Origin of the sequence: Sphingomonas cellulosilytica, from assembly GCF_052321755.1 — a bacterium.
Taxonomy (GTDB): Bacteria; Pseudomonadota; Alphaproteobacteria; order Sphingomonadales; family Sphingomonadaceae; genus Sphingomonas.
The window spans coordinates 68,957-92,808 of sequence record NZ_JBQRTT010000007.1; the positions used below are offsets into that span (position 1 = coordinate 68,957).

The following is a 23,852-nucleotide window of genomic DNA, read 5'->3' on the forward strand; positions in this document are numbered from 1 at the left end:
TCACGCGACCGCGGGCAGCTTTTCCAGGTGCTTGTCGAGGGTGAGCGGATAGTCGCGAATGCGCACGCCGGTCGCATTGTAGACCGCATTGGCCACCGCCGCGCCGACCCCGCACAGGCCGAGTTCGCCGACGCCCTTGGCCTTCATCGGATTGGCCTTGTCGTCCGCCTCGTCGAGGAAGAACACCTCCTGATGCGGGATGTCGGCATGCACCGGCACCTCGTAGGTGGCGAGGTCGTGGTTGATGAACAGGCCGAAGCGCTTGTCCACCGCCAGCTCCTCCATCAGCGCACCGCCGACGCCCATCGTCATCGCCCCGATCACCTGGCTGCGCGCCGATTTGGGATTGAGGATGCGCCCCGCGGCACACACCGCGAGCATGCGGCGGATACGCGTCGCGCCGGTATAGGCATCGACGCCGACTTCGACGAAATGCGCGCCGAAGGTGGACAGCTGCCACTGCTTTTCGAGGTCGCCGAATTCGATCTTGTCCTCGGCGGACAGGTCGCCAGCCTTGGCCGCTTCGGCCAAGGCGGCGGAGCGGTTGCCGCTGGTCACCTTGCCGTCGGCGAACACGGCGTCCGCCGAATTGTAGCCGAGCCGTTGCGCCACCGCCGCGCGCAGCTTGACGCAGGCGGCATAGACGCCGGCGGTGGAGTTGGCGGCGCCGAACTGCCCGCCCGATCCGGCGGATACGGGGAAAGCGGAATTGCCGAGCTTCACCACCACGGCATCGAGCGGCACGCCCATCATTTCCGCCGCCGTCTGCGCGATGATCGTGTAGCTGCCGGTGCCGATATCGGTCATGTCCGTCTCGACCGTCACCACGCCGTCGCGGCCCAGCCGCACGCGGGCGCCCGACGCCATGTTGATATGGTTGCGGAAGGCGGCGGCGACACCCATGCCGACCAGCCAGCGGCCGTCGCGGACCTGCGCGGGCCGCGCATTGCGGCGCGCCCAGCCGAACCGCTCCGCGCCCTCTTGCAGGCAGCGGACCAGCTGGCGTTGCGAGAAGCGGCGTTCGGGCTTTTCGGGATCGACCTGCGTGTCGTTCTTCACGCGAAAGGCGATGGGGTCCATGCCGAGCTTTTCGGCCATTTCGTCCATCGCGATTTCCAGCGCCATCATGCCCGGCGCCTCGCCAGGTGCGCGCATCGCATTGCCTTCGGGCAGGTCGAGCACCGCCAGACGCATCGCCGTCAGGCGGTTGGCGCCGGCATAGAGCAGCTTGGTCTGGTTGACCGCCGTCTCGGGCTCGCCGTTCGGCTGGTCGCCCGATCCGCTTTCGTGCGCGATCGCGGTGATCGTGCCATCCTTGTTCGCGCCGATGCGGATGCGCTGGCGCGTCGCGGGCCGATGCGTGGTGTTGTTGGGGATGAACGGCCGGCTGAGCGCCAGCTTCACCGGCCGCCCCGCCGCCTTGGCGCCGAGCGCCGCCAGCACCGCATCGGTGCGCAGGAAGAGTTTGCCACCGAAACCGCCGCCGACATAGGGCGACATGAAGGTGATCTGTTCCTTGGGGATGCCCAGCGTCTTGGCCAGGTCGCCATGCCCCCAGGCGATCATCTGGTTGGACGTCCACAGCGTCAGGTGATCGCCCTGCCACGATGCGATCGAGGCGAACGGCTCCATCATCGCATGGCTTTGATCGGGCGTGGTGTAATGGCCGTCGAGCTTCACCGGCGCGGCGGCGAACGCCTTTTCGAACGCGCCGGTGCGATCCACCGGCGGCGCGCCGCTGCCCTCGTCGCTGTCGCCGCCGGTGAGCGGCGCCGTCTTCAATGCCTCGTCGAGGTCGAAGCGCCCCTTGCCGCGGGCGTAATCGACACGAACGAGCGCGGCGGCGGCGCGCGCCTGTTCGAACGTGTCGGCGACGACGACGGCGAGCGCCTGGTGGTAGTGATCGACATCGGGGCCGCCGAGCAGCTTCACCGTGTTGAACTTGCCCTTGCCGAGCTTGCCCGCATCGGCGGCGGTGACCACGGCGATGACGCCCGGCGCCGCCTTGGCCGCAGCGGTGTCGATCGCGTTGACCCGGCCCTTGGCGATCGCCGATCCGACGACATAGCCATAGGCGGCGTTCGCCACGTCGGCGTGATGCTCATAGGCGTAGCGCGCCTGCCCCGTCGTCTTGAGCGGGCCGTCGATGCGATCCTGCGCACGGCCGACCACCTGCATGCGGTCGATCGGATTGGCGCCTGCGGGAGTTTCGAACTTCATGGATTTCAGGCCTTCGCTTCGGCGATGACGGCGGCCAGCGCGCGGGTGGCGAGCGGCAGCTTGAACGCATTGTCCCGGGTCGGCGTCGCACCCTGGAAGGCGCGGGCGGTGACGGCGGCGGCGCCCTGCGGCAGCAGCGCCTCAGCCGCCTCCACCCGCCACGGACGGGGCGCGACACCGCCGAAGGCGACGCGGCCGGTGCCGTCGGGCTGGATCACCGCGGCGACCGACACCAGGGCATAGGCGTAGGAGGCACGGTCGCGCACCTTTTCATACAGGTGCTTGCCGCCCAATGGCTTGGGCAGGACCACGGCCGTGATGAGTTCGCCGGGCTTCAACACCGTGTCCTGTTCGGGATGATCGCCCCACAGGCGGTGGAAATCGGCGATCGGGATCGACCGGCGCTGACCGGCGCCGTCCACCGTCTCGATCACCGCATCGAGCACGCGCATCGCCACCGCCATGTCGCCGGGGAAGGTGGCGATGCAGGCGTTGCTGACGCCGATCACGCCCAGCTGCCGCGAATAGCCGCCGATCGCGGCACAGCCCGATCCGGGCTTGCGCTTGTTGCAGGCCATGTTGGTGTCGTAGAAATAGGGGCAGCGGGTGCGCTGCAACAGGTTGCCCGCCGTGGTCGCCTTGTTGCGCAACTGGCCGCTCGCGCCCGCCACGATCGCACGCGTCAGCACGCCGTAATCGCGCCGCACGCGTTCGTCGGCGGCGAGATCGGTGTTGGTGACGAGCGCGCCGATGCGCAGCCCGCCCTCGCGCGTCTTCTCGATCCGGTCGAAGCCCAGGTCCTGCACGTCGACGAGATGCGTCGGCGTTTCCACCTCGATCTTCATCAGGTCGAGCAGGTTGGTGCCGCCCGCGATGAACTTGGCGCCCTGCCGCCCCGAGACGGCGCGGGCCGCGGCGACGGCATCCTTGGCGCGTTCGTAGGTGAAGGCCTTCATGCCTTGGCTCCCGCGACCTCAGCCATCGCCTCTGCGATGTTGGAATAGGCACCGCAGCGGCAGATGTTGCCGCTCATCCGTTCGCGCATCTCGCCATTGGTCGGCTGCGGCTTGGCCATCAGATCGGCCTGGACATGGCTGGGCACGCCGCGCTTGATCTCGTCGAGCACCGCGACGGCGGAGCAGATCTGGCCGGGCGTGCAGTATCCGCACTGATAGCCGTCATGCTTGACGAAGGCGGCCTGCATCGGATGCAGCTTCTCAGGGCTCCCCAGCCCCTCGATCGTGGTGATCGCATCGCCCTCGTGCATCACGGCGAGGCTGAGGCAGGAATTGATCCGCACGCCGTCCACCATCACCGTGCACGCGCCGCACTGGCCGTGGTCGCACCCCTTCTTGGTGCCGGTGAGGTGAAGATGTTCGCGCAAGGCATCGAGCAGCGTCGTGCGCGGGTCGAGCGACAGGTTGCGCGTCTCGCCATTGACCTTGAAGCGCACCGGCATGGTCGGCGCGGCCTGTTCCTGCGCCGGTGGCCGCGGCGTCGCGCTTGCGGGGGCGGCGGCGACGACCGCGGTCGCCGTGCTGCCCGCCAGGACGCCGCGACGCGACACCCCCGTTTCCGATGTTGCTGCCATCGACTCGATCATCCCTGTCTTTCCCATCCGGGCGACCGGCACGCATGTGCCGCCGCGCCCAACTTCACCATATCAAACGCTTGAAGCGCACAATTCGTCGCACGCGCGCTCCACGCCGTCATCGCGACGGTCCGTTACCGCACGTTCGGCGGTGAATGCCTCATAGGCCTCGGCGACCTGCGCCATGATCGAGATGGCGAGCGTCGCCGGATCGCGCGTCGCGTGGATCAGCCCGATCGGCCCGACGATGCGGTCGATCGCCTGCGCCTCGCCGCCCGCTGCGGCCAGCCGCCGCCGCCGTTCGGCCTGGGTGCGCAGGCTGCCCATCGCGCCGATGAAGAAGGGGCGCTGGTCGAGCGCCTGCAGCAGCAGCCCGGTTTCCCAGTCGTGATCGTGGAACAGCGCGACCACCGCGGTCCAGCGATCGATCGCCAGCGCGGGCGAGGGGCCGAGCACGCGGAGCAGCGCGGCGTCGCTGCCGCGTGCCTGCGCCTCGGCGACGATCGCCTCCTGCGGGCTGAGCAGCAGCGTGCCCGCGCCATAAGCCCGCGCGACGTCGAGCAGCGCCAGCGGTTCCGCACCCTGACCGAGGATCGCGACCCGCGGATCGGGATCGTGGCGGACGTGGAAGCCGCCCGCTGCCCAGCCGGTGCCGCGGTCCGCAGCGTCGATATCGATGCCGCCGTCGCGCGTCAGGCGCAGGCCGAGCGGCTCGCGTGCCTCCAGCGTGGCGATGGCGGCGGCGAGCACGGCCGGGTTTGGCCGGGGCGTGAAGAGCAGGTCGATGCCGCCGCCGCACGGCAGCCGGATATCGATGTAGCGCGATCCCGCGCCATAGCGGACCAGCCGCGCCGCACCGTCGGCCAGCGCCTCCTGCGCCTCGGCGATCACCGCCGCCTCGATGCAGCCACCCGAGAACGAACCGATCGCGCTGCCGTCCGCGGCGATCGCCATATGCTCGCCCGGCCGCCGCACCGCGCTGGCGGTGACGTCGGTCAATGTGACCAGCGCCGCCGGCTCGCCACGCTGCGCGCAGGCGCTCAGGAACCGCAGGATGGAGAGCGCCTGCTTCACGGCAGCACCCTGGCCGTCGGGAGGGCATCGAGGAAAGGGAAAGCGGGCAACATCATCTACCTAGGTCGGGCGACCCGGATCGACAATGCGCGCCGGGGTTGATGCGGTGATGAACGCGGCTCAGCAAAGATCGATCATCGCCAGCGCGATTCAGCGGCCGTCGTGGTCGGCCAGCAGGCGTTCGGCGCGGTGCAGATCCTCGATCCGGTCGATGTCGATCAGCGACGGCCCCGGCGCGAGGACGCGATCGGCGCGGTCGAGCAGCACGCGCGCACCGCGGTCGCCGGACAGGCGCTCCAGCGTATCGAACCAGCCGGCGCCGAAGATCGCCGGCGGCATGGCGAGGGTGCCGTCCGACGAGGCGACGATGCCGCCGACCTGCTGCCAGCGGTCGACGAGCGCACCGAAATGGTCCGCGGTGACCAGCGGCATGTCGGCGAGCGCGATCAGCACCGCCTCTACACCAGACGCGCGGGCGGCAGCGACCCCGAGCGCGATCGATCGCGACAGGCCGGCCTCCGGCCGCTCGTTGGCGACCATGGTGAAGCCGGGACAGTCGGGCGCGGCAGGTGCGGGGCCGGTCACCACCACATAAGCGGCAAGCCGCAGCGCCAGCAGCCGGTCCGCCGCGTGCCGCACCAGCGGGCGGCCGCCCAGCTGCGCGGTGACCTTGTCGGCGACACCGAAGCGGGTCGAGCGGCCGGCGGCGAGCAGGACCGCCGCGATGGGCTGGTTCATCCCCGCTCCACCGCGCGCGGCGCGAGTGCCGCCACCATGCCGGCCGCGACCGACAGGGCGATCTCCGCCGCTCCGATCGCGCCGATGTCGATGCCCGCAGGCCCGTGGATCCGGTCGAGATCGGCCGCCGCCACCCCGGCCGCGGCGAGGCGTTCGCGGCGCGCGGCATGGCTGCGCCGCGATCCCAGCGCGGCGACATAGCCGGTCGGCCGCGCCAGCGCCGCGATCAGCGCGGGATCGTCGATCTTGGGATCGTGGCTCAACGTCACCACCGCGCTCGCCGCATCGGGCGCCCAGGCGGCGATCGCCTCGTCCGGCCAGCGATCGTCGAGCGTGACGCCGGGGAAGCGCGCGGGGGTCAGGAAGCGTCCGCGCGGGTCGATGACCACCGGCTGCGCGCCGATCGTGCGGGCGATGGCGGCGAGGCTCTGCGCGATCTGCACCGCGCCGACGATGAACAGGCGGCGCGGCGGCAGGTAGCGGTTGACGAAGGCGGCCGGATCGTCGGCGGTGCCGGCCGTGCTGATCCCGGTCGCAAGGTCGGTCGACACCGCCACCACCTCGCCCTTGCGCCGCCCTTGCGCGATCAGGTCGAACAGCGCGGGCGGAAAGCCGTGGTCGCCGACCGGTTGCACCAGCACCTCGATCGCGCCGCCGCACGGCAGGCCGAGCTCCCAGGCGTCGGCATCGGCGACGGCGGTGCGCAGCCGCTCCGCCGTTCCACCGGCGATGACCTGGGCGGCCAGCGCCAGCACCTCGCTTTCGACGCATCCGCCCGACACCGATCCTTCGAAGCGGCCATCGGCGCCGACCAGCATGTGGCTGCCGCGCGGTCGCGGCGCGGACCCCCAGGTCGATACCACGGTGGCGAGCGCCATGGGCGTATCGCCCCAGGCGCGGTACGCGGCGTCGATCGTGTCGTAATCCTGCATGTCCGCCTCGCCGGTGCCGTCCAGACCCAGGCGATGAACGACGGCGCGCCGGCGGGCAAGCCGGATGCGCCGCCAGTGTACGGTCAGGGGCGGCGTACGGTCAGGGGCGGCGTACGGTCAGGCTGCGGCCCTCGCGGGCGGGGCCATGGCCGGCGCCGTCGGTACGCCATGCTCGGCGGTCACCGTCTGCATCGTCGTGATCGCCAGGTCATAGAAGCGCGTGCGCGCCTCGCGGCCGTTGAAATGATGGTCGGCACGGTCGAGCAGGATCATCCGCGCCGGCGCATAAGCGGCCAGGCGCCGCGCCCGGGCACCGAACTGCATGGTCATTTCGGCAAGGCCCGGATCCTCGTCGCTGAAGATCATCGTCGCATGCACCCGCCGCGCGGCGAGCGCCTGCATCTGTTCGCGGACCAGCGCGGTCTCCGATCCGGGCGCCGGCGGCAGCAGGCTGCGCACCGCGTGGCGGGTGCGTGCCCAGCCGCGCTTGCTCAGCACGCGGGCGATCCCCTTCAAATCCGCTTCGCCGGCGAACATCCGCCGCCATTCGCCCGGATTGCGCATCGCGCGCAGATAGCCCTTCAGCGAGCGCTTGTTGTCGCGCACCGCGACGCGGATGTCGTCGCCGTAATGCCAGATGAACTTCTGGAGGTTGAGGATGACGTGCCCTGCCACGCGCGGGTCGGCGAGCGTCACCTGCAAGGCGGTGTGTGCGCCCGAACACAGGCCGAAGGCGACGACCTTGCCAAAGCCGGCGTCGGCAAGGCGGTCGATCCCCGCCACGCCTTCCGCGATGCGTTCGGGATCGTAGTGCGGATGGCGCGGATTGTCGCCCGCCGGGCTGTCGCCCATCCCGGTGAGATCCATGCGCAGCGAGGCGAACCCCGCCGCGGCGAGCCGCCGGGCGAGTGCGACATAGGCGCGCCCGTTGCCGATATGATGGGTGCTGCCCTCGTGCAGCAGCAGCGCGGCGACCGAGGCCGGCGCCTGCGTACGCGGGCGGCAGAGGATGCCGAACAGCGCCTCGTCCGCGCCGAAGCGCACCGGCTCCTCCACCCAGTCCGTCGCCGCGAGCATCGGCGCCACGGGCACGGCGGGATAGGCGGGAACCGCATGCGCGCCGGCACCCTGTTCGGCCGCCCAGGCGGTGACGGCGGCGAAGGTCGCCTGCGGCGTCTCGTTGGTCGTCGGGTCCTGCATCCAGCCTTCGTAATCGGGGAAGGGCTGCTCGCTCACCGCAGCTCCCGCCGCGCGCCATGCCGCGGCGAGCTTGCCCGGCCGCCGGTCGCCGCGCGCCGGGATCAGCAGGGCGGGGCAGGCGGGAGCGGTGGCGGTGGTGAGGTCGATGCCGGCCACCTCGCGCTGGAAGGCCGCCGACCAGTGGAAGCCGTTGGTATTGAGCGGCAGGTCGCTATCCGCCGCCGGCACGGGATCGAGGCCGGAGAGGCTGGCGATGCTCGCAGAAGCCCGCGTCTCGCGCATGAAGGCCTGCCCCGACAGCACCGGCGCGATCAGCATCAGCGCGGCGACATCCGGGATGCCCGCCGCCGCCTGCATCGCCACCGCCGCCCCCAGCCGCACGCCGCCGAGGATCACCGCGCCGACGCCGCATCGCTCGCGCAGCACCGCCGCGGCATGCACCGTGTCGGTGGCGAGGCCGGCGAGCGTCACCGCCCGGTCGTCGCCGTCGCCGGTGCCGGCATAATCGAAGCGGATCGTCGGCAGCCCGGCGGCGGCAAGCTGGTCGGCAAGCGCCATCATGCCGTAATGCGTGCACACCTCTTCCTGGGCGAAGGCGGAGCACAGCACCACGCCGACCGGGCGTTCGCCGCGCGGGGTGGCGGCGCCGGATGACGGGCCGTCCGCGCCGGCATGCAGCCAGCCGAAGCAGCCGTCGAAATAGATCGGCGTGCGTGTCGTCGCGATGGCTCTCCCTTCCATCGTCGCCCCCCTCAGTCCAGGCCGAGCGTGTCGCGCACGCCCGCCGGCCAGTCGGCAAGGTCGAAACCGTGGTGGCGGAGCAGCGCCAGCACCAGCCGCTCCATCCCGAACGCGCAACAGGCGGTCTGCGCCGGCTGGCCGTCCGGCGTGCGGATGTCCCAGGTGTCGCCGAAATAGCTCATATGGTAGTTGAAGCTGACGCAGGCGGTCGGCCCGGCGCCGTCGTTCACCGGCACCAGCAGCTCGAACTTCAGGTTCTGCATCCGCTGGCTGTCCGCCATCAGCTTGCCCGCGCGACCGAAGAACGGATCGTTGGCGACATCGACCTCGAACGGCAGCGCGAGCGAGCGGGCGAAGGCCTGGCCGCGCTCCATCCAGTCCTGGCGGAAGGCGAGCACCTGTTCGGGCGTGCCGATCCGCACATATTCGCGCATCCGGAACAGCTGCAACCGCGTCGGCTCCAGCGAGGGTTCGTGGCGGAAGCAATAGGAGGCGACATCGACCAGGTGGCCGTCCTCGGCCAGCACGCCGCGCTGCGCGACGATCGGATAGACCGAATAGCAGGCGGCCGGCGTCAACACGAGGTCGGCGGGCTGCTGGTTCCCCATCCAGTCCTCGCCGCGCTCCATCTGGCCCATCAGCTTGTGATGCGCGCGATCGTCGCCGCAGAAGCAATGCACGGTTCCCGCGAAGTGCGGGAAGTTCTTCATGTAGCCGCTCTTTTCGAACGTCTTTTGCGCCATAGCGGGCGGAAAGCGCATCACCTCCGCCCCGTCGGCCAGCCCGGCACGGGTGATCGCGCGGTCGAGGCCGTCGTACACCGCCTCGAACGTGCCGTTGCGACCCCACAGGCCGTCGATGCCGGTCGGGAAGAGGATGCCGTTCGCCACCAGGCGGCTGCGGAAGCTGGTATGCATCTCCATGTCAGATCGTTCCCAGGTCGGTGCGCTGCGCGAGGAGCAGCTGCCCCGTGTTCGCTGCAATGCGGTCGTTGTTGATCATCAGCTGCGCCGACACGATGTCGCGCAGGTGGCGGCCGACGCTGAATTCGGTGCCGTTCTTGTAGCCGGCCATGCCGCAGATGCGCATCGCCTCCATCACCACGTCGCAGGCCGTTTCCGACACGTCGAGCTTCAGCATGTTGAGCGCCGCGGCCCGCGCCATGCCGGTCGGCCAGCCGGCCTCGTCGGGCGTCATCGCCGGGGGACCATCGGTGAGCGGCGAACAGGCGTCGAACTGGGCGATCAGCGGCCCCAGCCGCGCGCGCAGGCCATCGATCTCGCCCGAAGCCCTTACTAGCCGCGCCGCGCCCGGCGGCACGGCGCCGCGACTGCGCCGCGCCTGCGCGCGCAGGAAGCGGCGCGCCCGTGCCAGCGCCTCGATCGCGATGCCGGTCCAGGCGGCGCTCCAGAGGAGGTGCGACACCGGCACCATCGATTCCGCCGAGATCTCGGCAAAGGATGCGGGCAACACCTGGTCGGGGCTGCCGCTCGCCCGGAAGGTGAAGCCGATGCTGCAGGTGCCGCGCATGCCGAGCGCGTCCCAGGTGCCGGTCGGCTCCATCTCCGCCTGATCGCGCGGCACCGTCACCATCACCTGTTCCGAGGCGACCGCATCGGCATGCGCGCGCGCCGTGACCAGGAACACGTCGGCATGCGCGCCGTAGGACACGGTCGGCGCCTGCTTGACCAGCGTCATTTGTCCGTCGGCGATCTCGACCGCGCAGGCGCTCGATCGCGTGTCGCCGCCGATCCCGACTTCGGAGGTGATCGAGGCGAGCAGCAATTGCTCGGCGGCGATCCGCGCGGCGAAGGCGCGGTGCCAATCCTGGTCCAGCCCGTGGCCGACGATGCAGGCAAGCTGGCTGTGATGCATCGCATAGACCATCGCGGTCGAGGCGCACACGCGGCCCAGCGCCTGCGTCTGCCGCGCCAGATCGGCCAGCGAGGCGCCCTGGCCGCCCAGCGAGGTGGGCACCATCGCGCCCAGCAAGCCTTCCTCGCGCAGCGCCTGCACCGCCTCGTGCGGGAAGCGCCCGTCGCGATCCACCGCGTCGGCGAACTCCGCCGCGACGGCGACCACGCGGGCGATGCCGCCGGGCAGCGGCTCGCCCTCGGTCACCGGTTCATGCAGCATGCGCTTCGCCCTTGACCGACGTGATCGCGGCCATCAGCGCATCGATGCTGACGAAGGTGGAACGGACCAGCAGCGAATCGGGGAAGGCGACGTCGAATTCGTCCTCGATCGCCAGCATCACCCCGACCGTCGCGAACGACGTGAGCCCGGCGACGAACAGGTCGTCGCGGGTCGACAGGCTGCCGGCCGGGCGGACGAGGCCGCCGACTTCGTCGAGAATGGCGCGGATGGTAGCTTCCAAGTCAGGTTCCTCGGGACGAGAAGGGATTGGTCGCTGATCTAGGTCACAGGCTTTAAGAATTGGTAGGCGAGGCGGCACGCCGATTGTCGCTGCCGCATTAACTCTCGGGCAGCGCTTTGCTGTTACCGCGACGCTCGTGATTGCCCAGGCCAGCGAACTCGACACCCTTGCCCTGCGTACCGGCGTCTGCATCGTCGGCGGCGGTCCCGTCGGTATTGCCCTGGCCCTGTCGCTTGCCGAGGGCGGACGCGACGTGCTGCTGCTGGAGGCGGGCGATCTCGCCCGCGATCCTGCGGTGCAGGCCTTTTACGAGGGCGCGGTCGCCGATCCGGCGCTGCACAGCCCGACGGTCGAATATCGCGAACGCCGGCTGGGCGGCACCAGCACCGTGTGGGGCGGCCGCTGCATGCCGCTCGATCCGATCGACTACGAGCCGCGCGACTGGGTGCCGGACAGCGGCTGGCCGATCGGCGCCGACGCGCTCGCCGCTTATTATCCGCAGGCGAACCGCCTGTGCGAGGTCGGCGACTTCGACTATCGCGCCGGCACCGCGCTGCCGCCGGGCACGCGGCCGATGATCGCGGGCTTCGCCGGCGATCATTACAGCGACGATTCGCTCGAACGGCTGAGCTGCCCGACGGACTTCGGCGCGCGGTATCGCAATCGGCTGGCGCAGGCGGGCAACGTGCGCGTGCTGCTGCGCGCGGCGGTGCAGTCGATCGACCTCGATCCCGTGGGCGGGCGCGTCGCCGGCCTGTCCGTCCGCGATGCGGGCGGGCGGACGCTGACCGTCACGGCGGACGAGGTCGTGCTGGCGCTCGGCGGCCTCGAAACGCCGCGGCTGATGCTGGCGAGCCGCGCCGTGCACGCCGCCGGCGTCGGCAACGGACACGACGTGGTCGGCCGCTATTACATGAGCCATCTCGCCGGCACGATCGGCACCTTTCGCGCCGCCGCTCCGGGTGCGGTGTGGCACGGCTACGATATCGCCGACGACGGCACCTATTGCCGCCGCCGGCTGGCGCTGAGCGAAGCGGCGCAGCGGCGCCACCGGATCGGCAACGTCGTGCTGCGCCTGCACCATCCGCGCATCGGCGATCCTGCGCATGGCACCGGCATCCTGTCGGCGCTGTTCCTCGGCCGGCTGCTGGTGCCGCGGCACTATCGCGGGCGGCTGGTCGGCAGCGACGCGGGCGGGCCGCTCGGCACGCTGGCCCACGTCCGCAACGTCGCCCGCCAGCCGGCGGCGGTCGCGCGCTTCGCCGCGCAGATGCTGGTCGCCCGGCGGCTCGCCGCGCGCAAATATCCCTCGATCGTGGTCGAGCCGCGCGACGGCGCCTACAGCCTGGACGTGCATGCCGAGCAGCAGCCCAATCGCGACAGCCGCGTCCTGCTGGGCGATGCCCGCGACGCCTACGGCATGCCGCAACTGCTGGTCGACTGGCATTATACCGCGGGCGACATCGAGACGCTGCGCACCGCGCTGGCGCTGCTCGCCGAGGATCTGGCGCGATCGGGCTGCGGCCGGTTCGACTATGATCCGGACGCGGTGGAGGCGGAGATGACGCGCTACGGCGCCTATCCCGGCCATCATATCGGCACGGCGCGCATGGGCGACGATCCGCGGCGCAGCGTCGTGGATCGGCATTGCCGCGTCCATGGCGTCGCCAACCTGCACGTCGCGGGCGCGGCGGTGTTTCCGACATCGAGCCAGGCCAATCCGACGCTGACCGCGGTCGCGCTGGCGCTGCGGCTCGCCGAACGGCTGAAGACGGGGGAGGGACGGGCGTGATGCGGGTATTGGTGCTGGGCGCGGACGGGTTCGTCGGCACGAAGGTGGTGGCGGCGCTTGCAGCGAGCGGCTGGGCGAGCCCGGTCGCCGGTGGCCGGCGCGGCCGGCCCGGCCCGACCGAACGGGTCGTCGTCGATGCGACGGACGCCGCGGCCCTCACCACCGCGCTCGCCGGGATCGACGCCGTCGTCAACTGCGTCGCCGGCAACCCCGACACCATCACCCGCAACGCCGCCGCACTGTTCGCCGCGGCCGGCGATCGGCGCGTCGTGCATCTCAGTTCGATGGCGGTGTACGGCAGCGCCACCGGCCGCGTCGACGAAACCGCACCCGCGCTCGCCGACAGCGGCGCCTATGCCGCGGCCAAGGCTGAGGCGGAGCGCGCCGCCACGGGATCGGACACGGTCATCCTGCGCCCCGGCTGCATCTATGGCGGGGGCAGCCCGCAATGGTCCGACCGGATCGCCACCCTGCTCCGGCAGCGCCGGATCGGCGATCTCGGCGCGGCGGGCGATGGATGCAGCAACATCGTCCATGTCGACGATGTCGTCGCCGCGATCCTGGCGGCGCTCCGCGGCGGCACGGGCGGCGCGGCCTATAACCTCGCCCAGCCCGATGCGCCGGACTGGAACGGCTATTTCCTGGCATTCGCGCGCGCGCTCGGCGCGGTGCCGATCCGGCGTGTGCCCGCCTGGCAGCTGCGGCTGGATAGCAAGGTCATGGCGGTGCCGCTGGTGCTGGCGCGCCGTGTCACCGGCGCGCTGCCGCCGCCGATCCCGCCGTCGCTGGCGCGGCTGTGGCAGCAGGACATCCGCCTCGATCCCGCGCGCGCGACGCGCGGATTGGATATCGCCTGGACGCCGCTGGCGGCAGGCGTCGCCGAGGCGGCTCAGGCCATCGCAGAGCGGCGGCGGCTCAGCGCGGCGTAGAGTTCGCCGATCGGGGTGAACCCCAGCCGGCGCTGCGCGACGATCGAACCGCCGATCGCATTGACCAGCATCGTCGCCGCCGTCGCGATCCCGGCCCCGTCCGCGCCCAGCGACGGTACGAAGCCGACCAGCCCGGCGAGCAGCGTCACCAGCGCCAGCGCGTTGAGCCGCAGCAACGCGCGCGCATAGCCCGTCATGCCGAGCAGTTCGGGCGTGGTGGTGGTGAGCGCCGCGGCGAGCTGGCCGATCAGCAGGATGCGCAGCGTCGACGCGGCAGGCGCGAAATGCGCACCGAACAGCATCAGGATGCGCGTCGGCTCGATCGTCACCAGCGCGATCGGCAGCAGCGCCAGCGCGAGTGCGAAGCCGAGCGCGCGCCGCGCCTCGCGCCGCAGCCCGGCATGGTCGTGCAGCATGTAGAGGCGCGCGAACCGCGGCGACACCAGCGACGCGACGCCGCTGACGAACATGTAGATCACCAGCACCACCCGCCACGCGATCGCATACAGGCCGACGGCGTCGGTGGTCGACAGCGCACCGAGGACGAACGGCGGCGCGGCGCTGATGAGCAATTGCACCAGCTCGACGCTGAACAGCGACAGGCCGATCGACAGCAGCGGCGCCGCGGTGCCGCGCACCGCCGGCCTGGCGGGCAGGTGGTGGAACAGCATCGCCGTGCCGATCACCGCCGCCAGTGCCATGGCGCCGGCGATGGCGAGCAGCGCCAGGGCGACGTCGAGCGGCAGCAGAAAGGCGATGACGCAGAACAGCCCCGGCCACAGCCAGGTGTAGACGATCTGGCTCTCGGTCACGCGGTGCAGGCCGGCGAGCGCGCCCGCGGTCAAACTCGACAGGTTGAGCGGGATGATCGACAGCGCGCCGATCAGGAACAGCGGCGTCATCGCCGGCTTGTCCATGACATGCCGCGCGATCGGCCAGGCGAGCGCGGCGGTGAGGATCGCGAGGCCGACCGACAGCGCCAGCACCAGCGCCAGCGCGCGCCACAGCGCCGCGCGCGCGCTGGCGCTGTCGCCATGCGCCAGCGCCCGCGCCATCTCGCGGGTCAGCGCCCGGTCCACGCCCAGCCGGCCGAGGCCGGAGGCGAGGCTCATCGTCCCGAACACGATGTAGAAGGCGCCGACCTGATCGAGCGGCAGCCGCAGCGCGATCATCAGGTGCATGCCATAGCGGCAGGGGATGTCGATCAGCCGCGTCGCGGTGGTGACCAACGACCCGCCATGACGGGTCCGCATGCGGCCAAGAAGTTCAGCGACCATCGGGATGCAGTTCGAACAGAGTGATGCTTTGCGGCGGCAGGGTCGCCGCCAGGGTGCCGCCGCCGTAGGGCGTGGCGGCGATCTCCGCCAGCCTGCCGTGCGACAGGCGCACGCCGGTGACGCGGCCGCGGACTGCGAAATGGTCGAGTGCGATGCTCACCGGCCGATCGGCGTCCGCGTCCTTGTTGATCGCAACCACCGTCAGCGCACCGTCGCGCGCGCGCAGCGCGGCGAACACGGCGAGGTGATCCGGGTCCGGCGCGCGGGCGGCAACGCTGGTTTCGCCGAAGCCGCGGCCATGGCCGTCGGCGTTGCGATAGAGCTTCATCGCCAGATAGGCCGGGCTGCCCGCCGGCGGCGTCATCCAGCGCGCCGCCATGTCGAGCCCCTCGCGCCCGAAGATGCCGAGCACGTCGGCCTGGGCGGTGGCGCCGTTCATGTGGCGCGGCGCGCCCCAGTCATATTCGGTGATCGCGATCGGCGTGCCCGCCCGATAATAGCGCGCCGTCCAGTCGCGCAGCCGCGGGATCAGCGCCACCGTGTCGGCGATCCAGCTGGTGTCGCGATAGCCGGGGTCCCACAGCAGCCGCGTCGACCGGTTGCGCAAGGCCTGCATCGCCGGCGACACGTCGTCGTCCCCGTCCGCATGGAACTCGCCGCCCTGCGGATAAAAATGGACGCTGACGATATCGACCGGATGGCCGGCGGCGCGCCATTGCGTCAGCAGCCAGGGCAGCAGGTCCATGCCGCCCGTCTCGTGCGTGCGGTCGGGCAGGGCGTCATAGCCGTGCGCGTCGCCCTGTTGCTGGTCGAAGCCGCTGTAGCGATATTCGCCCCAGCCCCAGGCCTCCGGTGCTATCACCTGCGCCGTCGGATCGGCCGCCTTCACCAGCCGCGCATAGGCGATCGTGCGCGCCGCCTGTTCGCGGGCGTGCAGGCCGACGGGGAGCACATCGCGGTGGATGTCGTGCCAGCGCGTCGTCTCGTTATCCATCGCGTAGAAGCGGATGCCGCCGCGCGATGCCGGCCCGAAGCGCGCGACCAGTCCTTGCAGCCACGCGGCTGTTTCCGCCGGCGACACGGGATGCGCTGCATCGCGTGGGTCGTTGCCGGTGACGGGCGTGCCGTCCGACCGCACGCCGTTGCCGGCATCGGGCAGGCCGACGCGATCGTTCGCCTGTTGCGCGCCGTAGCGGGCGATCGAGAAGGCGGCCTGCTTGCCGCCATCGGGCGTCAGCGTCGCGGCCCAGCCGGTCATCGGGACGGTGACGATCGGTTCGGTGCCGCCGGCCCGCGCCCGGGTGACGAAGCGCGCGCCATATTGGGCAGGATCGTCCGCGGCGATCGGCAGGCTTTCGAAGAACCAGTCGCGTCCGGCGCCGCGCGCCTCCGTCCGCCAGTCGTACAGCGACGCGCTATTGCCGCCCGACCGGTTGAGCGCGAGGCCGAGGTCGCGAGCCGCCGCCGGATCGGCGAAACTGGTGCCGTAGATCAGCGGGCTGATCGGATGCCGGTCCGCCGCCGCATCCACCACGATGCGGACCGGCGCGGTGCGCAGGGCGGCGACCGCCGCGATCGACAGCGGCAGCGCGGCGAGCAGGGTCGCGATGGCGATGCGGCGGAAATGCGTCATGCCGCGCGGCCCAGCTGTTCCAGCCGATAGACGCCGATCGCGATGATCGTCGTCAACTCGCCGGGCGCCAGCGTCATCGGCAGCATCTCGGAGATCAGGATCGCGTAGGCGAGGTAATCCCCCAGGGCGGCGACGAACGGATCGTCGCGCCAGCCGCGCACCGTGCGGAAGATCAGCATGCCGCGCGCGGGGATGGCGAGGATCAGGATCGCGCCGACGATGCCGAATTCGAACAGCACGCCCATCCAGGTGATGTCGGCGAGGAAGAAGAAATGGTTGAAATAGGTCATCAGCCCGGCGGGATCGATCGGGCTGATCGTGCCGACGCCGAAGATCCAGCGCAGCGGGTCGGTGCCGAGGAACGCGATCGCCTTCACCGTCGAGATCCAGCGCACGTCGAAGGCGAAGGCTTTGTCGGTGCTGAAGATCGACGCCATATAGGGCACCTGCAACAGCGCACCCAGCGCGAACGGGATCAGCGCCACCAGCACCATCTTCATCCGCGCACTGGCGGCGAGGAAGGCGGTGATCGCCGCCATCAGCGCCATGCCGAGCACATAGGTGCGCATGCGGACGAGCGCGAAGACGAGCAGGAACCCGGTCGCCCACAGCCCCAGCCAGCCGGGCCGCCGCCGCACCAGGAACACGCGCCAGGCATAGAGGATGCCGACGAGGCCGAAGAACATCGGCAGGCGGATGCGATTGCCCCGGCTGTCCGCGGCGAGCAGCGGCGAATCGCCCGCGACGTAATGTTCCGCATAGGCCGATTGCGGCGCCAGCACCCAGATCGCCAGCAGGATGGCAAAGGTCAGCAGCGCGCAGATCGCGAAGGCGACCGCGATTTCGCGGATCGTCGGCCGCAGCCAGCGCAGCAGCGCGAGGAAGGAAAAGGCGTAAAGGATCGGCAGCAGCTTCACCTGCGCGGCGAGCGCGACGAAAAAGGTCTGCTGGAACGTCACCAGCGAGATGAACGTCGGCACCAGCAGCAGCCAGACGAAGGTGACGAGCAGCTGCCGCGCGGCGAGCGGCCGCGGCCCGGCAAGCAGGTACAGGCACAGCGGCAGCGACAGGATCGGAAACGCCTTGGACAGCGCCCACAGCGGCGGCAGCAGCTTGACGTAGTGGAAGCTCTGCCCGAACAGCGGCAGCACCGCGACGAGGCACGCGACCTGTACCCAGCGCACGTCGATCGCACGCAGGCGCGCGATCGGCCCGCCGCGGAAGGGCGACCCGTCGACCGGGGCGGCCGCCGCGATCATGCTAGCGGGTGACGACCGCGTTGGTGTTGCCGATGCTGTAGTTGAGGCTGCGGCTGAACGGCAGCAGCCGGTTGATATGCTGATCGATCCACAGGTCCGCCTCGGCGATCGACGAGCGCGGTACGAACACGATATCCTGCGGTTGCAGCGCGATGCCGGTGGCGATGCCGCGGCGGGTATAGTCGCGCAGGTCGGCATGGCGCTGCACGATGGTGCCTTCGGGCGTGCGGTGGATCACCACCACCTGCCGGGTGCGTGCGGTGTCGAGCATGCCGCCGGCGCTGATGACCGCCTGCATCGGGTCCATCGCCTGGGTCAGCTTCACCGCGCCCGGCTGGCGCACCTCGCCCCCGACGTAGATCACCGCGCCATATTGGCGGATCGCCACCGTCGGCCGCGCATCCTCCACCACGCCCTGCCGGCGCAGGTCGGTGGAGATCAGGCGGGCGACCTCGTCCACCGTCCGCCCGCCGAGCGGCAGGTTGCCGACCAGCGGCATCGCGAATCGACCATCGGGGCCGACCGGGCCGGCATGGTCGAGTTCGGGATTGTAGGGAAAGGTGACGGCCAGCTCATCGCCCGGCGCGATGCGATAGACCTGCTCGACAGGCGGCGGCGGGGCGGCGGCATCGACGCGTGCGAGGCCGGCGCCGCGCGGGGGCGCGGTGGCGCATCCCTGCACCAGCGCGCCCGCCAGCAGCGCCGTCGCCCATCGTATTCCTGCCCGTTTCGACATGGCCGTCGTCCTGATCCCTGTTCGGTGCGCCCTCTCGCTTCCGACTAGCCGACAAGCCTTAATGGAACGGTAAGCGAGCGCGGCGATAAGGGCCGGACCGAACGGGACTTTCCTTCACCCACGCAAGATCGGCGGGCATGCTCGATTTCACCTCTTCCAGTCAGGCGCTCGAAACGTCGCGTACGCCGGCTCCCTTCGCGCTGCGCGACTTGCTGAACGGCGTGTTCTACTATCGGCGCATCGCGCTGATCGTGGCGGGCGTGGTGATCGCGCTCGGCGTGCTGGCCGCGCTGCTGATGCCGCCGACCTACAGCGCGGAGGCACGGCTGCTGCCGCTCAGCACCGGCATCTACGACATGCAGGATACCGGCAACGCGCCGCAGCCGGGCCAGGTGCTCGATCCGGTCGCCGTCGCCAATGTCGAATTGCAGATGCTCGGCAGCCTGGAACTGCACCGCGCCGTGGTGCGCGAGCAGCTGCCGCCCAATGCCGCGCCGGCCGAGATCAACGCCGCGCTGGAGCGATTCGAATCGCACCTTCACGTCACCAAGGCGAACGATGCCAATGTCATCGAGCTGACCTATACGGCGCGCGATCCGCAACAGGCGGCGGCGACGCTGCGGCGGCTGATCGCGCATTATTTCGAAACGCGCGCCAACGTGCTGACCGCGGGCCGCGTGACGTTCCTGGAGCAGCAGCGCGACGCCGTGCGCCGCCAGCTCGACGCCGCCAATGCGCGCATCGTCACCTATCAGCGCGACAACGGCATCGTCGATATCGGCGCGCAGGTGGCCGGCGCGGTCGCGCAGGACGACCTGCTGCGCAAGAACAAGCTCGATGCCGACGCCGCGCTCGCCGACGCCAGCCGCAGCCTGTCCTCGCTGCGCGCCGACACCCGCGGCATGCCGGCGAACGTCGAACTCTATAGCGACAACACCGAAGCCGCCCGCGCCCTGGGCGAGATGCAGGCGTCGCTGCTCACCTTGCAGGCGAAGCGCGCCGATCTCGCCTCGCGCTTCATGAAGGGATCGCCGCAGGTCACGCAGATCGACCGGCAGATCGCCAATGTGCAGGGCACGATCGACCAGCAAAGGCGCAACATGGTGCAGACGCGCCGCACCGGGCGCAACCAGCTGTTCGACACCACGCGCGACCGGGTGGTGCAGACGCAGGCGAGCCTTGCCGGCACCCAGGCGCGCGCCGGTGCCCTCGCCACGCAGATGGCGCAGTCCAAGGCCCGGCTCGATCAGCTCAACGCGATCGGCGACAGGCTGACCGCGATGAAGCTGGAGCGCGACGTGCTCGCCGACAGCTATAAATCGCTCGCCGGCCAGGTCGCGCAGGCGCGGGTGCAGCTCAACCAGGCGTCCGACGCCGGCAGCCCCAGCGTGCGGGTGATCGAGGCGCCGACGCCGCCCGCCAAGCGCAACAATCCGCCGCTGCTGCTGATCGCGGGCAGCATCGTCGCCGCCATCCTGATCGCGGGCACCACCGTGTTCGTGCTCGGCAGCCTGCGCGAGGTGTTCCTGTCGCCGATCGAGGTGGAGCGTGCGCTCGGCCTCACCGTGCTGGCGGCGCCCATGGCGCATGGCGACGGCGTCAATCCGAACGAACAGCGCGATTACGGCCGCCTCGTCGGCGCGATCGACGCGATGGGCGGGCGCGACGGACGTGCGGTGCTGCTCGTGGCGCCGACCGCCAAGATGAGCTTGCAGGAGGCGGCGCTCGGCATCGGCCGCACCATCGTGCGGCGCCGGCGCGGGCGTGTCGTGCTGGTCCGCTTCGCCGATCATGCGCCGGTGCCCGAGCGCGCCGACGCCATCGAGATGGAGGCGTTCGAGGACATGGACACCGCCGTCCTCGGCATCGCCGCCTGTTCGGGCCAGCGGCTCGACCGGCGGCTGATCGGCGAACTCAAGCTGCGCTACGGTTATGTCGTGGTCACCGCCCCGCCGGTCGCCGACGGGTTCGAAGGCGTCGAGCTCGCCCAGTCGGTCGACGGCGTCGTCGCGGTGATCGAGGCGGAGGCGACGCGGCGCCCGGTCGCACGCGCGATGATGGCGCAGCTGCGCGATGCGGCCGCACCCATGCTCGGCGCCGTTCTGCTCGGCCGCCGCTCGCACATCCCGCCGCGCCTCTATCGCCTGCTGTTCGAGCGGCGCCTGCGCTGAGCGTTCGCCAGCGTACGATTGCCGGGGCTGACGGATACCGAACCCGTGCTGCCGTGTTCCCCCTGCTCAACGGCAAGGGTGTTCCCATATGGCTCGGCAGCGTTATCGTCCGCCCCACGACTTCGGCCTCGGCGGCGTGGCGATCGGCAACGAATTCCAGTTCGCGACCGACGAACAGGCCGAGGCGACGCTCGCCGCGGCATGGGATGCGGGCGTGCGCTATTTCGACGTGTCGCCCTGGTATGGCCTGGGGCTCGCCGAACGCCGCTTCGGCCGGTTCCTCGCCCGCAAGCCGCGCCACGAATTCGTCCTCTCGTCCAAGGTCGGCAAGCTGCTCCGCGCCAGCCGCGACCATGACGCCAAGCGCTATTTTCCCTTCACCACCTCTCCCAACACGCCGCATTTCGACTACACCGCCGACGGCGTGCTGCGCTCGATCGAGGACAGCCTGCAACGCTTGGGCCTCGACCGGCTCGACATCGTCTTCGTCCACGACCTCTCGCCGGACAATCCCTACCTGCCCGACGATTGGGAAACGCTGTGGCCGGTGGCGGAGCAGGGCGCTTTCCCGGCGCTGACCCGGCTGCGCGAAGAGGGCGTGATCGACGGCTGGGGGATGGGCGTCAACTGCCCGCAGCCGATCCTGCGCTGCCTGGAGGTCGCCGATAGCGACGTCCACCTGCTCGCCAGCCAATATTCGCTGGTCGATCATGCCAATGCCGTGGAGCAGGTGTTCCCCAGGGCGCGTGAGGCGGGCGTCAGTTTCGTGATGGGATCGGCGCTCAACGCCGGCTTCCTCGGCGGCGCGCCGCGCTATAATTATGGCGAGGAGAACACGCTGATCCCCGCCGACAAGCGCGAACGGATGGAGCGGTTGCGCACGATCGCCGCGCAGCACGGCGTCGATCTGGTCGCCGCCTCGCTCCAGTTCGCGCAGGCGCCGGACGTGGCGGCCTCGCTGATCGTCGGCACCGCCTCGCCGACGCACCTGCTCGCCGATCACGCCGCGCTGCGGGCGAAGATCCCGGCCGCCTTCTGGCAGGCGCTGCGGGCGGATGGGATCCTCCACCCGGATGCGGCGGTGCCGGAGGGGGCGTAGGCCCCTTACCCGACCTGCGCTCAGTCCGCTGCGGTGTGCTCCACCCGGATCGCCGGTTCGGCGGCCACCGCGCCGCCGCTGCCGGCGAGCATCCCGTTCAGCGAACCGCCGCTCATGCCCAGCTCCGCCATGAGCCCGTCGATCAGCGGGCCGCCGACGCGATAGCGCATCGCCGCGGCGACCGCGGGCAGCGCCTCGATGATGCCGATGCCGACCATCACCACGAACGCGATCGCGAACGGCAGATAGGGGGGCGTCAGCAATTGGGCGAACATGGTTGCAAGGGCTATCACGCGCGTTCGGTCCTGTCAGGCGCGTAATGACCGCACCATCGCCCGGCGGACGGCTTGCGGATCGGTTCGCAATGGGCGAACGATAGGTCCATGATGGCGAGGGCAGGATGAGCGATACCGATGCGGCGGCGATCCGCGCCATCCTGATCGTCGGCGGCGGCACCGCGGGGTGGATGACCGCTGCGGCGCTGGCGCACGCCCTGCCGCGCGGGTGCACGATCACCCTGGTCGAATCCGACGACATCGGCACGGTCGGCGTCGGCGAGGCGACGATCCCGCCGATCAAGCTGTTCAACGACACGCTCGGTATCGAGGAAGCCGAATTCCTGCGCGAGACGAAGGGCACCTTCAAGCTCGGCATCGAATTCGTCGACTGGGCGAAGCAGGGCCATCGCTACTTCCACCCCTTCGGCACCTTCGGCAAGCCGTTCGACCTCGTCGCCGTGCACCAGCATTGGCTGGCGGCGCGGGCGGCGGGCGGGCGGGTGCCGCTGGATGATCTGTCGATGGCGTGGGGCGCAGCGAAGCGCGGCCGCTTCGCCGCGCCGATGGCCGATCCGCGCAGCGTCGCCTCGACCTTCGACTATGCCTATCATTTCGATGCCGGCCTCTATGCGCGCTTCCTGCGCCGCTATGCCGAGGCGCGGGGCGTCATCCGCGTCGAGGGGCGGATCGCCGATGTCGCCCGCGACGGGACGAGCGGCGATGTCGCCGGGGTCACGCTCGACGGCGGGCGGCGGCTGGCGGCGGACCTGTTCGTCGATTGCTCGGGCTTTCGCGGCCTGCTGATCGAAGGCGCGCTCGCCACCGGTTACGAGGACTGGACGCACTGGCTGCCCTGCGATCGGGCGGTGGCGGTGCCGTGCGTCACCGGCGGCGACGGGTTGACGCCCTACACCCGCTCGACGGCGCGCGGCGCGGGGTGGCAATGGCGCATCCCATTGCAGCACCGCACCGGCAACGGCTACGTCTATTGCAGCCGCCACCTGTCCGATGACGAGGCGGCGGCGACGCTGATGGCGAATCTCGACGGCGAGGCACTGGCGGAGCCGCGGCACCTGCGCTTCACCACCGGCCGGCGGCGGCTGTTCTGGAACCGCAACGTCGTCGCGATCGGGCTCGCCAGCGGTTTCATGGAGCCGCTCGAATCGACCAGCATCCACCTCATCCAGGCCGGCATCGCCAAGCTGCTCGCCTATTTCCCCAGGGGGCGCAGCGATCCCTTGGCGGCGGCGGAATACAATCGCGTCGCGATCACCGAATATGAGCGCATCCGCGATTTCCTGATCCTGCATTACAAGCTGACTGCGCGCGACGATGCGCCGCTATGGCGCGAATGCGCGGCGATGCCGATCCCCGATACGCTCGCGCTTAAGATCGCCCATTTCCGCGAGGCGGGCCGTCTGCTGGCGCGCGACATGGACCTGTTCGGTCCGGCAAGCTGGCTGGCGGTGCATATCGGCCAGTTCAACATCCCCGCCGCGGTCGATCCTCTGCTCGGCTATGGCGGCGGAGCGGCGGCGAGCGCCACCTTCGTCGACCGTCTGGCAGGTGCGATCGCCGGCATGGCGGAGTCGATGCCGACCCATGCGGCGTATCTCAAGCGCATCGGCGCCGCAGCGTAGCGTATCCTTAGGACCAATCGACATTCACTCCTCCCCCGCCAGGGGGAGGTGGCAGGCGCAGCCTGACGGAGGGGGAGGTAAGCAACGACTAGCGTTGGGAGTCCTCCCCCTCCGTCGCCTTCGGCGCCACCTCCCCCTGGCGGGGAGGATGAAGAGGGTCCCTCA

The 23,852-nt window shown here is 70.6% G+C and carries 20 protein-coding genes; 5 read left to right on the top strand and 15 right to left on the bottom strand.

All coding sequences use genetic code 11. The features are described from left to right. The 10 genes from paoC to ACTZQ5_RS11885 all read right to left on the bottom strand — a co-directional run bounded on the left by paoC (position 1) and on the right by ACTZQ5_RS11885 (position 10,873). The gene (paoC, locus tag ACTZQ5_RS11840) at positions 1 to 2,220 is read right to left on the bottom strand and encodes an aldehyde oxidoreductase molybdenum-binding subunit PaoC (protein ID WP_443585391.1); all 2,220 of its coding nucleotides are present in this window, start codon (positions 2,218 to 2,220) and stop codon (positions 1 to 3) included. A gap of 5 nt (positions 2,221 to 2,225) precedes the next feature. Then, a complete protein-coding gene (locus ACTZQ5_RS11845; protein WP_443585392.1) occupies positions 2,226 to 3,176 on the bottom strand; it encodes an FAD binding domain-containing protein in 951 nt (316 codons plus the stop codon). Then, on the bottom strand, positions 3,173 to 3,811 hold the full coding sequence (gene paoA, locus ACTZQ5_RS11850; protein WP_443585393.1) for an aldehyde dehydrogenase iron-sulfur subunit PaoA: 639 nt from the start codon (positions 3,809 to 3,811) through the stop codon (positions 3,173 to 3,175). Before paoA ends, ACTZQ5_RS11845 begins: the two co-directional genes overlap by 4 nt. Before the next feature lie 72 nt (positions 3,812 to 3,883). After that, complete coding sequence (locus ACTZQ5_RS11855) at positions 3,884 to 4,885, bottom strand: XdhC family protein (RefSeq protein WP_443585394.1); 1,002 nt, start codon at positions 4,883 to 4,885, stop codon at positions 3,884 to 3,886. Positions 4,886 to 5,035: 150 nt separating this feature from the next. Further along, positions 5,036 to 5,623, bottom strand: coding sequence for a nucleotidyltransferase family protein (locus ACTZQ5_RS11860; RefSeq protein WP_443585395.1), 588 nt, complete (start codon positions 5,621 to 5,623; stop codon positions 5,036 to 5,038). Beyond that, positions 5,620 to 6,555: an XdhC family protein gene (locus tag ACTZQ5_RS11865; protein WP_443585396.1), complete on the bottom strand. Its 936-nt coding sequence runs from the start codon at positions 6,553 to 6,555 to the stop codon at positions 5,620 to 5,622. Before ACTZQ5_RS11865 ends, ACTZQ5_RS11860 begins: the two co-directional genes overlap by 4 nt. 117 nt (positions 6,556 to 6,672) lie before the next feature. After that, complete coding sequence (locus tag ACTZQ5_RS11870) at positions 6,673 to 8,496, bottom strand: alpha/beta hydrolase family protein (RefSeq protein WP_443585397.1); 1,824 nt, start codon at positions 8,494 to 8,496, stop codon at positions 6,673 to 6,675. An 11-nt stretch (positions 8,497 to 8,507) separates the two neighbouring features. Continuing rightward, the gene (locus ACTZQ5_RS11875; RefSeq protein WP_443585398.1) at positions 8,508 to 9,419 is read right to left on the bottom strand and encodes an amino acid--[acyl-carrier-protein] ligase; all 912 of its coding nucleotides are present in this window, start codon (positions 9,417 to 9,419) and stop codon (positions 8,508 to 8,510) included. Position 9,420: 1 nt separating this feature from the next. Then, on the bottom strand, positions 9,421 to 10,632 hold the full coding sequence (locus tag ACTZQ5_RS11880; protein ID WP_443585399.1) for an acyl-CoA dehydrogenase family protein: 1,212 nt from the start codon (positions 10,630 to 10,632) through the stop codon (positions 9,421 to 9,423). Continuing rightward, on the bottom strand, positions 10,622 to 10,873 hold the full coding sequence (locus ACTZQ5_RS11885; RefSeq protein WP_443585400.1) for an acyl carrier protein: 252 nt from the start codon (positions 10,871 to 10,873) through the stop codon (positions 10,622 to 10,624). Before ACTZQ5_RS11885 ends, ACTZQ5_RS11880 begins: the two co-directional genes overlap by 11 nt. 136 nt (positions 10,874 to 11,009) lie before the next feature. Between ACTZQ5_RS11885 and ACTZQ5_RS11890 the strand changes: the two genes are divergently transcribed. After that, positions 11,010 to 12,665: an FAD-dependent oxidoreductase gene (locus tag ACTZQ5_RS11890; protein WP_443585401.1), complete on the top strand. Its 1,656-nt coding sequence runs from the start codon at positions 11,010 to 11,012 to the stop codon at positions 12,663 to 12,665. Continuing rightward, positions 12,665 to 13,594 carry an NAD-dependent epimerase/dehydratase family protein gene (locus ACTZQ5_RS11895; RefSeq protein ID WP_443585457.1) on the top strand — a complete coding sequence of 310 codons (930 nt, stop codon included), beginning with the start codon at positions 12,665 to 12,667 and terminating at the stop codon, positions 13,592 to 13,594. Before ACTZQ5_RS11890 ends, ACTZQ5_RS11895 begins: the two co-directional genes overlap by 1 nt. Here the strand turns inward: ACTZQ5_RS11895 and ACTZQ5_RS11900 are convergent. Genes ACTZQ5_RS11900 through ACTZQ5_RS11915 form a run of 4 tightly spaced genes read right to left on the bottom strand, consistent with a single transcriptional unit; the run spans position 13,555 to position 18,499 of the window. Beyond that, on the bottom strand, positions 13,555 to 14,847 hold the full coding sequence (locus ACTZQ5_RS11900; protein WP_443585402.1) for a lipopolysaccharide biosynthesis protein: 1,293 nt from the start codon (positions 14,845 to 14,847) through the stop codon (positions 13,555 to 13,557). The genes ACTZQ5_RS11895 and ACTZQ5_RS11900 overlap by 40 nt on opposite strands. Positions 14,848 to 14,860: 13 nt before the next feature. Further along, entirely contained in the window at positions 14,861 to 16,504 is a 1,644-nt protein-coding gene (locus ACTZQ5_RS11905) for a glycoside hydrolase family 44 protein (RefSeq protein WP_443585403.1), read from the bottom strand. Beyond that, positions 16,501 to 17,763: a hypothetical protein gene (locus ACTZQ5_RS11910; protein WP_443585404.1), complete on the bottom strand. Its 1,263-nt coding sequence runs from the start codon at positions 17,761 to 17,763 to the stop codon at positions 16,501 to 16,503. The genes ACTZQ5_RS11905 and ACTZQ5_RS11910 overlap by 4 nt, the downstream gene beginning before the upstream one ends. Position 17,764: 1 nt before the next feature. Continuing rightward, a complete protein-coding gene (locus ACTZQ5_RS11915; protein ID WP_443585405.1) occupies positions 17,765 to 18,499 on the bottom strand; it encodes a polysaccharide biosynthesis/export family protein in 735 nt (244 codons plus the stop codon). 137 nt (positions 18,500 to 18,636) lie between these two features. Between ACTZQ5_RS11915 and ACTZQ5_RS11920 the strand changes: the two genes are divergently transcribed. Both ACTZQ5_RS11920 and ACTZQ5_RS11925 read left to right on the top strand, forming a co-directional pair. Continuing rightward, positions 18,637 to 20,670: an exopolysaccharide transport family protein gene (locus tag ACTZQ5_RS11920; protein ID WP_443585406.1), complete on the top strand. Its 2,034-nt coding sequence runs from the start codon at positions 18,637 to 18,639 to the stop codon at positions 20,668 to 20,670. Between the two features lie 88 nt (positions 20,671 to 20,758). Then, complete coding sequence (locus ACTZQ5_RS11925; protein WP_443585407.1) at positions 20,759 to 21,769, top strand: aldo/keto reductase; 1,011 nt, start codon at positions 20,759 to 20,761, stop codon at positions 21,767 to 21,769. A 20-nt stretch (positions 21,770 to 21,789) separates the two neighbouring features. Here the strand turns inward: ACTZQ5_RS11925 and ACTZQ5_RS11930 are convergent, their stop codons facing one another. Then, on the bottom strand, positions 21,790 to 22,062 hold the full coding sequence (locus ACTZQ5_RS11930) for a hypothetical protein (protein ID WP_443585408.1): 273 nt from the start codon (positions 22,060 to 22,062) through the stop codon (positions 21,790 to 21,792). Positions 22,063 to 22,169: 107 nt separating this feature from the next. On the opposite strand from ACTZQ5_RS11930, the gene ACTZQ5_RS11935 reads away from it, so the two are divergent. After that, entirely contained in the window at positions 22,170 to 23,687 is a 1,518-nt protein-coding gene (locus tag ACTZQ5_RS11935; protein WP_443585409.1) for a tryptophan halogenase family protein, read from the top strand. The last annotated feature ends 165 nt before the right edge of the window (positions 23,688 to 23,852 follow it).